This is a genomic window from Kitasatospora sp. NPDC058965 (assembly GCF_042741245.1).
Classification (GTDB): Bacteria; Actinomycetota; Actinomycetes; order Streptomycetales; family Streptomycetaceae; genus Kitasatospora.
The window spans coordinates 1-5,153 of sequence record NZ_JBHYKG010000455.1 but is presented as its reverse complement, the minus strand read 5'-3'; the positions used below and the strand labels follow the sequence as shown (position 1 = coordinate 5,153).

The following is a 5,153-nucleotide window of genomic DNA, read 5'->3' as shown; positions in this document are numbered from 1 at the left end:
CTTACCGGTCCCCGGGGGCCCGCACGCCCGGGCCGGGGCGGCGGGCACACGGCCCCGGCCCGGACGTCCGCCGCGCGCCCGGTGCGATGTCACGCCTGCCGCCGCCACGCTGTCCCACAGGTGCAGGACGCCCCGTCCCGGGGTGTCCCACCCCCGAAAGGACAGCCATGACCTCCACCATCCTGGTGACCGGCGGCACCGGAACCCTCGGCCGGCCCGTCACCGAGCGGCTGCGCGCGGCGGGCCACGAGGTGCGGGTGCTCAGCCGGCACGCGCAGCAGTACGCCGTGGACCTGCGCCGCGGGACCGGGCCGCTGGCGGAGGCCGTGGCCGGTGCGGACGTGATCGTGCACTGCGCAAGCTCGCCGCGCGGCGGGGACGAGGCGGCGGCCCGGAACCTGATCACGGCCGCACGGGCCGCCGGGGTGGGCCACCTGGTGTACATCTCGATCGTCGGGGTGGACCGGGTCCCCTACGGCTACTACCGGTCCAAGTTCGCCGTCGAGCGGCTGGTCGAGGAGTCCGGCCTCGGCTGGACCGTGCTGCGCGCCACCCAGTTCCACGACCTGGTGCTGCAGGTCCTGCGGGCCGCCGCCAAGCTGCCGGTGCTGCTGCTCCCGGCGGGCGTCGCGGACCAGCCGATCGAGGTGGGCGAGGTGGCGGACCGGCTGGCCGAGCTGGCCGGCGGCGCACCGGCCGGCCGGGTGCCGGACATGGGCGGGCCCGCCGTGCGCACGCTGCCGGAGCTGGCCCGCGCCTACCTGCGCGCCACCGGGCGCCGGCGGCCGGTGCTGACCGTGCCGCTGGCCGGCGCGGCCTACCGCGCGTTCCGGGCGGGCGGCCACCTGGCCCCGGAGCACGCGGTGGGCCGGGGCACCTTCGAGCAGTTCCTGGCCGCACGCACGGACGGCCACCGGGGCTGAACCGCGCCCGGTGACCGTCCGTGCGAGCCGTGCGGAGCTACCGCAGGATCGCCGGCAGCTCCGCCACCGAGCCCAGCACGTGCGTCGCCCCGTCCGCGCGCAGCCGCGGGGCGTCGTGCGCGCCGGTCAGCACGCCGGCCACCACCGACGCGCCGGCCCGCGACCCGGTCAGCATGTCGTAGCCGGTGTCGCCGACCACCGCGAGCTGCTGCACCGCGTCGGTCCCGGTGCGCAGCAGCGCCGTCAGGGCCATGTCGGGGTAGGGGCGGCCACGGCCGGCGTCCGCGGGGCAGAGGGTCAGGTCGGCGATCTCCTGCCACCCCAGGGCGGCGAGGATCCGGTCCTGGGTGGCCCGGGAGAAGCCGGTGGTCAGCGCCACCTTGAGACCGGCCGCGCGCAGCTCGGCGATCGCCTCGGCGGCGCCGGGCAGCGGCGCGCAGTGCCCGGCGTCCACCAGGTCGTGGTAGGCCTGCTCGAAGGCGGCGTTGGCCCGCTGGGCCTTCTCCTCCGCGCCGAACAGGTGCCGGAAGACGGAGATCTTGGACTCGCCCATGGTCGCCCGGACGTGGTCCAGCATCGGCTGGAACTCGGGGGTGCCGGCCAGCACGCCCAGCTCGGCCGCGGCCGCGGTGAAGGCCTGCTCGACCAGGCCGCCGTCGGCGACGGTGGTGCCGGCCATGTCCAGCACGACGAGGCGGATGTCAGCGGTGCTCATATCAGTCAGTGGCCCTTAGCGGTGAGGAGTACGGCGCCGCCCAGCCTGGGCGACCCAGGTGGACGCGGGGTGTCCAGCTGGGTACGACCAAGCCAACACTGCCCAAGTTGTACAGACAACCACGCCATTGAACCTGAACAACTGGACAACCCCCGGCGCGACCCGCCTACCGCCGCACCGCCGCCCGCAGGTAGTTGCGCCGCCCGAAGTGCGGTTCGTCCACCGCGGTCAGCTCCTCCACCTGGAACCGGTACAGCGCCGCCGCCCCGCCGCCGGCCAGGAACTGGGCCCGCACCTGCGGGTCCTGGGCGAAGCTCGGGTACCGCCGCTGGTAGGCGGCCAGCGCCGCCTCGGCGTGCTGGCCCCAGGCCTCGCCGGCCCGCCCGGTCAGCTGCAGCCCGCGCAGTTGCTCGCCGAAGACCGGCGGCGGCAGGAAGACGGTGGCCGCCGCCCGGGCCTGCTCGGCCAGGTGCAGGCTGTGCCGGGTGGAGCGCTCGCTGACGAAGTAGAGCACCAGCTCCTCGTCGAAGGCGTAGAAGGCCAGGTTGGCGTGCGGCCCGTGCTCGGGCCCGGCGGTGGCCAGGGTGAGCACCATCGACTCCGCCAGCAGCCCCTCGACGCCCTTGCGGAGCTCCTCGGCGGGCCAGTCGCCCTGGATCACTTCGAGCTGGTACGGCATGGCGCGTCCCTTCGAGGGTGGTGGGGCGCGGGCCTCCCCCGGTCCCGGCCCCGTGGACGGACGGGCGTCTCATGCTGCTCCGCCGACCCTTCCCGCACAAGACCGGGGCCGGGGCGACCCGATCAGGTCACCCCGGCCCACCTGCGCCGACGCCGGCTCAGGCCTGCGCGATCGCCGGCCCGCTGCCCAGCAGCGGCGCCAGTGCGCCGGCCCGCATCCGGTCCACCAGCGGCGCGGCGCGCCCGGCCGTCCAGCCCAGCAGCAGCCCGACCAGCAGGCCGACCGCCGCACCCACCAGCACGTCGTGCGGGTAGTGCACGCCCACCCAGACCCGGGAGGCGCCCATCAGCACCGCCGCCCCGAGCGCGACCCAGCCGATCCACCGGTACGCGAACCAGAGCGCGGCGGCCGCAGCGAAGGCGATCACCGTGTGGTTGCTCGGGAAGGACCAGTCACCGGCCCCGGGACAGGCCTCCAGCGTGCTGGTGCCCAGTTGCTGGCACGGCCGCACCTCCTGGACCAGGCTCTTGAGCAACGAGTTGGCCAGGTAGGCGACCACCACGATGAGCGGCGAGGCGAGCACCCGGGCCATCACCACCGAGTCGGCCCGCCGGGCCTGCCACCAGGCGAGCAGCATCAGCACGGCGAACAGCCCGAGCCCGAGCGCCGACCAGGTCTTGATCAGCTGGTCCAGCCAGTGCGGCGCCGACTGGGCCCAGCCGTTCACCTGCTTGTAGAACCCGCCGTCGATCCCGCTGCCGTCGTAGGCGAGCAGTTCGACCGGCGCGAGGAGACCCTGGGCCATCAGGCGCCACCCCCGCCGCGGCGGGCGGCCTTGCGGGCGCGGAGCAATTCGAGAGCAATCGGCATCACGGAGACAATTACTACCAGACCAATGATGGGCAACAGATATCTGTCGATATTGGGAACGGACGATCCCAGGGCGTACCCGGCCAGCACCACTCCGACGGTCCACACGGTCCCGCCGAGCACCTGCCAGAAGGTGAAGGTCCGCTGCGGCACCCCCAGCATCCCGGCCATCGGGTTCAGCACGGTGCGCACCACCGGGATGAACCGGGCCAGCACGATCGCCTTGCCCTGGCCGTACTTGGCCAGCAGCTCCTCGGCCCGGGCGGCGCCCTCGGTGAGCGCCTTGCGCTTGTTGCGGGCCAGCAGCGCCCGGCCGCCGCTGCGGCCGAGCAGGTAGCCGACCTGGGCGCCGGCCAGCGCGCCGGCCAGCGAGGCCAGCAGCACCTGCCACAGCACCAGGTGCGGGCCCTTGTGGTCGCCGGGGACGCAGAGCAGGCCGGCGGTGAACAACAACGAGTCGCCGGGCAGGAAGAAGCCGACCAGGAGGCCGGTCTCGGCGAAGAGCACCACGGCGATGCCGAGGGCCCCGAAGGCGGCGAGCAGTGACGAGGCGTCGAGCACGTTCACCGCGAGCTGGGAGGAGAGCAAGGTTGGCGGACCTCTCATACTGGGCTCTCATACTGAAGGAGGCGGGCCTGTCGGAACGCGCCTCGACCGTCTACAGTGACGTAGACGGTCTACATGACTGTAGACGAAGACTGGAGGCCACGTCGACATGTCGGAACTGCCCGCCGCGCGCCGCCCCTCCGGCGAGCTGGAAGCCCAGGTGCTGGCCGCGCTCTGGGCCGCCGACCGGCCGCTGACCCCGCAGGACGTGCAGTCGGCGCTGGGCGGCGAACTGGCCCGCACCACGATCGCCACGATCCTGGCCCGCCTGCACGACAAGGGCACGGTCGAGCGGACCCGGGCCGGCCGCGCCTACGCCTACACGCCCACCGTGCAGGACCCGGCGGGCCTGGCCGCCCGCCGGATGCGCACCGAGCTCGACCGCGAGCAGGACCGTTCCACCGTGCTGGCCCGGTTCGTCTCCGACCTGTCCGACGAGGACGAGCGACTGCTGCGCGAGCTGCTCGGCGACGGCGACGGTCCTGGCGGGCGCCGGTGATCCTCGCCGTCTGGGCGCCGTTCCTGGTCCCCTTCCTCGCCGCCCCCGCCGCGCGCCGGCTGGCCGAGGCGCTGCCGCCGCGGGCGGCCGCCTGGGTGCTCGGCGCCACCGGCGCGGTGCTGGCCGGCGCCAGCGCCGCCTCGCTCGGGCTGCTGGTGGTGGACGGGCTGTTGCGGATCCCGGCGGTGGCCGCGCTCGGCCACCTCTCGCTGCCCTGGCTCGACCGGGCCTCCCCCACCACCGTGGTGCTCGCCACCCTGGCGGCCGTCGCGCTGGTCGTCTCGGGCAGCCTGACCCTGCGCACGGCGCACCTGCAGTACCGCGACCTGCGCCGGGCCCGCACCGCGCTCGGGCTGCCCGCCGAGCGCTCCTCGCTGCGCCACTCGCTCGCCCTGCTGCGCCGGGCCTGCGCCGCCACCGGCCTGCTGGCCGCCCGGGCCGAGGACGCCGAGCCGGTCGAGCACCCGCTGGCCGTGCTGGACGACGACCGCGCCGACGCCTACGCGCTGCCCGGCCGACCGGGCCGGATCGTGGTCACCGCCGGCATGCTGCGCGCCCTGCCCGCGCCCGAGCGGGCGGCCCTGCTGGCCCACGAGCGGGCCCACCTGACCTCCCGCCACCACCTGTTCCTGGCCGTCGCCGAGTACGCCGCGGTGCTGCACCCCGCGCTGCGCCGGCTGCGCGACCCGCTCGGCTACCACCTGGAGCGCTGGGCCGACGAGTCCGCCGCCCGCTCGGTCGGCGACCGCGCGGTGACCGCCCGCGCGGTCGGCCGGGCCGCCCGGGCCGCCCCCCAGTCTGGTAAACACAACTGACGCTGCCGCCCACGTAGGTGGTGGAGATCTCGGTGGGCGCCGGAGC

The 5,153-nt window shown here is 75.2% G+C and carries 7 protein-coding genes; 3 read left to right on the top strand and 4 right to left on the bottom strand.

The window, feature by feature from the left end; translation table 11 throughout:
• Nucleotides 1-167: 167 nt before the first annotated feature.
• Entirely contained in the window at nucleotides 168-923 is a 756-nt protein-coding gene (locus ACFW1A_RS38330; protein WP_380417917.1) for an SDR family oxidoreductase, read from the top strand.
• A 37-nt stretch (nucleotides 924-960) separates the two neighbouring features.
• Here the strand turns inward: ACFW1A_RS38330 and ACFW1A_RS38325 are convergent, their stop codons facing one another.
• The 4 genes from ACFW1A_RS38325 to ACFW1A_RS38310 form a co-directional block, all read right to left on the bottom strand.
• On the bottom strand, nucleotides 961-1,638 hold the full coding sequence (locus tag ACFW1A_RS38325; RefSeq protein ID WP_380417915.1) for a phosphonatase-like hydrolase: 678 nt from the start codon (nucleotides 1,636-1,638) through the stop codon (nucleotides 961-963).
• Between the two features lie 166 nt (nucleotides 1,639-1,804).
• The gene (locus ACFW1A_RS38320) at nucleotides 1,805-2,317 is read right to left on the bottom strand and encodes a pyridoxamine 5'-phosphate oxidase family protein (RefSeq protein WP_380417913.1); all 513 of its coding nucleotides are present in this window, start codon (nucleotides 2,315-2,317) and stop codon (nucleotides 1,805-1,807) included.
• Between the two features lie 157 nt (nucleotides 2,318-2,474).
• The gene (locus tag ACFW1A_RS38315) at nucleotides 2,475-3,122 is read right to left on the bottom strand and encodes a phosphatase PAP2 family protein (protein WP_380417911.1); all 648 of its coding nucleotides are present in this window, start codon (nucleotides 3,120-3,122) and stop codon (nucleotides 2,475-2,477) included.
• On the bottom strand, nucleotides 3,122-3,793 hold the full coding sequence (locus tag ACFW1A_RS38310) for a DedA family protein (RefSeq protein ID WP_380417909.1): 672 nt from the start codon (nucleotides 3,791-3,793) through the stop codon (nucleotides 3,122-3,124). The genes ACFW1A_RS38315 and ACFW1A_RS38310 overlap by 1 nt, the downstream gene beginning before the upstream one ends.
• Nucleotides 3,794-3,902: 109 nt before the next feature.
• Here ACFW1A_RS38310 and ACFW1A_RS38305 point away from each other — a divergent pair, with 109 nt between their 5' ends.
• Nucleotides 3,903-4,292 (top strand): BlaI/MecI/CopY family transcriptional regulator, encoded by a 390-nt coding sequence (locus tag ACFW1A_RS38305; protein WP_380417907.1) that lies wholly within the window; start codon nucleotides 3,903-3,905, stop codon nucleotides 4,290-4,292.
• The gene (locus ACFW1A_RS38300; RefSeq protein WP_380417904.1) at nucleotides 4,289-5,107 is read left to right on the top strand and encodes a M56 family metallopeptidase; all 819 of its coding nucleotides are present in this window, start codon (nucleotides 4,289-4,291) and stop codon (nucleotides 5,105-5,107) included. Before ACFW1A_RS38305 ends, ACFW1A_RS38300 begins: the two co-directional genes overlap by 4 nt.
• Nucleotides 5,108-5,153: the final 46 nt, after the last annotated feature.